The organism is Halodesulfurarchaeum sp. (assembly GCF_036626455.1).
Taxonomy (GTDB): Archaea; Halobacteriota; Halobacteria; order Halobacteriales; family Halobacteriaceae; genus Halodesulfurarchaeum.
This window is the reverse complement of record NZ_JAZKRK010000072.1, coordinates 1-3078: the sequence shown is the minus strand read 5'-3', so window position 1 is coordinate 3078 and position 3078 is coordinate 1. Positions and strand designations below refer to the sequence as shown.

Annotated in this window: 3 protein-coding genes and 1 pseudogene; all 4 read left to right on the top strand. The window is 57.1% G+C overall.

Annotation, left to right across the window (positions count from 1 at the left end):
• On the top strand, positions 1-993 hold a 993-nt coding region (locus V5A26_RS11290; protein ID WP_332322552.1), incomplete at its 5' end, for a glycine cleavage T C-terminal barrel domain-containing protein.
• A 361-nt stretch (positions 994-1354) separates the two neighbouring features.
• Positions 1355-2020 (top strand): helix-turn-helix domain-containing protein, encoded by a 666-nt coding sequence (locus V5A26_RS11285; RefSeq protein WP_332322551.1) that lies wholly within the window; start codon positions 1355-1357, stop codon positions 2018-2020.
• A 220-nt stretch (positions 2021-2240) separates the two neighbouring features.
• Complete coding sequence (locus V5A26_RS11280) at positions 2241-2597, top strand: cupin domain-containing protein (RefSeq protein WP_332322550.1); 357 nt, start codon at positions 2241-2243, stop codon at positions 2595-2597.
• Positions 2598-2858: 261 nt separating this feature from the next.
• Positions 2859-3078: pseudogene (locus tag V5A26_RS11275) on the top strand (Ig-like domain-containing protein); the annotation flags it as partial.

The following is a 3078-nucleotide window of genomic DNA, read 5'->3' as shown; positions in this document are numbered from 1 at the left end:
GGCAAGTACGCCATCTGCTGCAACCAGGACGGCGGCATCCTCAACGACTTCGTCCTGTTGCGCCCCGAGGACGACGAGTTCTGGTTCTCGGTCGCCGACTCCGACCTGCTGCTGTGGTTGCAGGGCGTTGCCGTCGACTCGGACTACGAGGTCGACATCGACGAGATCGACGTCTCGCCGATGCAGGTTCAGGGCCCGAAATCTATCGACGTGATAGAAGCCCTCTTCGGCGACGTGGTCGAAGACATTCCCTACTACGGATTGCTGGAATCGACGATCAACGGGGTCCCGGTCCTGTTGAGTCAGACGGGCTTTTCCGGAGAGTTAGGGTTCGAAATATTCGTCCGCGATGCGACGGAGAACGCCGAGGCCGTGTGGGACCCGGTTCTCGAAACGGTCAAAGCCCACGGCGGCGGCGTGACCGCTGTCTCCCATCACCGACGGGTTGCTGCCGGAATCCTGTCGCTGGGCCAGGACATGGACCACGAGACCTCGCCGTTCCAGGTCAATCTCGGCTATCAGGTTCCCGAGGACAAGGACGCGGACTACGTCGGGAAAGCCGAACTCCAACGGCAGAAGGAAGCCGTCGAAAACGGCGAATTCCCGTTCACGCACAAGCTGGTCGGCCTGAAAATCGCAGGCGAACCGATTCGGGAGTGGGCGCCGGACTTCTGGCTCATCTCGGACCCGGAGACCGGCGAGGAATGTGGGTACCTGACCTCGGCGTGGTGGAACCCGGAACTCGAGACCAATATCGGCCTCGGATACGTCCCAGCCGAAACGCTGCAGGCCGCGACAGACGTGCCGCTCAATGACGAGATATATGACGCCGATCTCGACGTCGAGTTTGCCGCACACCTCCCGGATGAGTACGCCGAGGAGCCAGGGGAACCCGTGTATGCGACGCTGGCGACGGTTCCGTTCAAAGAATCGGTCAATCCTAGCGCTCGCGAACAGGCCAAGATTCACGACAGGCAGAATACGGGCGATTAAAGTCCCTGCAGCTGAGGAGTCCTCCGGAACGGTGGGGATTTCTGGAGCGCCACCGGAACAAAGCGTTGAGCTAAAGCAAGATCGAGCATTCCTTGAGTAGTCGTGCCAGCGAAGCCAAAACAGCCACATGCAGTAACCGCTCGCGGAACCGTGCCAGAGACAAAGGCTAAATCGCTCTGGGTCCAAATCCATCCAATTGAATCGGATCCTCGCATGCAAAAACCATACCCGACACCCTCAGTTAGATTCCCATAGTGCCACCGCGACGAAACCAGGTCCCAGTGCACGGTCGGTTTTCACCGGGTATCGCGAGCATTCCCATCGTAGAACTCGACACTATATCACGACTCCCACATAGCACATGAGCGATATCACAGCGGTCGTCCAGGTCGAGCATCCCGACATAGTGCTCACGCAGACAGTCGCTCACGACCGAAGCGCGAAAGTCGCGTCGGTCTCGGAGGCGGGAACTGACCCCACGTCGGGGAAATTCTTCTATCACATCGAGTCGGACGATTTCGCCCGGTTCGAAGACGGATTGCGGAATGATCCGACGATAGGGGAATTCGAACGGGTCACCGAAACCAACGAGGAGCGAGCGATCTACAGCTTCGAGTATACACCCGAGGCGAAGGTTCTCTCACCGATCATTTCGGCCGCGAACGGTGTCATCCTCGACATGGAGAACGAGGGGAGCGCTTGGATCCTCACTGTCTGGATTCCCGAGCGAACGGAGCTGGTTCAGCTCTGGGACTATGCCGGACAGCATGCCATCGATATCGATCTGCTGCGCGTGAACGAATACGCGAGTTTGGAGAAAACGGACGATGGACTGACCGATAGTCAACGGAATGCGCTCCGCGTCGCGCTCGAAACGGGGTATTTCGAGGAACCCAGAAACGCGACGCTCAGTGAGGTCGCCGCTGATCTGGATATCTCTCCACCTGCAGCCAGTGGGCTGCTTCGACGTGGAATCAAGCGACTCATCGTCTCATCGCTGGTGGATGATAGTGACTCGGTCGGTTGAGCAGGGGTCACTCGGTGAAATACCGACGACATCCAACCCCCGTCTCGTGTCTCGATACCATGACTGGCTGTTTCGTGACTGAAACGCGCCGTGTATTTGGCACGTGATATCCGGTCCCAGCCCACCCCCTGATAGTGACGGTTTACGATGCGGGTATCGCACCCGGGTTACTCAACCGTTAATATCCCCGAGCATGAACACTACCATGGTTTGACAACAGATGACACGCATCTCCACCACCGATCTATTCGCGCAGTTCGAGGATGCCACTGACCGCCAGCATTACGAGGTATTGGACGAGGAGGCAATGACGGTCGAGGTGGCCCGATACGCCACCGGGACCTCCGAGCCGAAAAATCCCCACACCGGCGACGAGATTTACTACATCATATCCGGGTCCGGGATGGCCAGAGTCGGGGACGAGACCTATCCGGTGGAAGCCGGCGACGTCGTCTACGTCGAATCGGGCCTCGAACACGATATTTTCAACATCGACGAGGAGATCACCGCCCTCATCGTCCTGGCCGGAACGGAGGAGCCTGGGGCCTACACGATGCGCGAGCAGACCGAGGAATAAGCCCAAACCGGTGGGCCGAACGGTCTTGGGAATCCGGTCGACGGAGGTGAGTCACTTCCACATCGTTTTCGAGTGAAATTTGGTGACGTCCGATCCCTTTTGTCGGTGTTCGTATCTAACCAAATGTTGAAGCCTTTACAGCCAAAATGCTACCTATCCACCATGGAACGAAACGGGCGTGATATTTCTTTTCGCCGGGATTCCCGTGCCGTTTCCGGGGTTGTCGGCTTCATTATGATATTTGCGATTATCGTGATTCTCATGTCGATCAATCAGGCCCAGATCGTTCCCATGGAAAACAGCGAAATCGAATTCCAGCATTTTGAGGACGTTCGAAACGATATGGTTGAGGTTCGGAGTTCCATCTCAGAAGCTGGGCAAGCGGATGTATCGCAGTATCCAACGGTCAAACTTGGAACGAATTACCCGACTCGGATTTTTGCAGTAAACCCGCCTCCGCCTTCTGGGACTTTAGAAACAA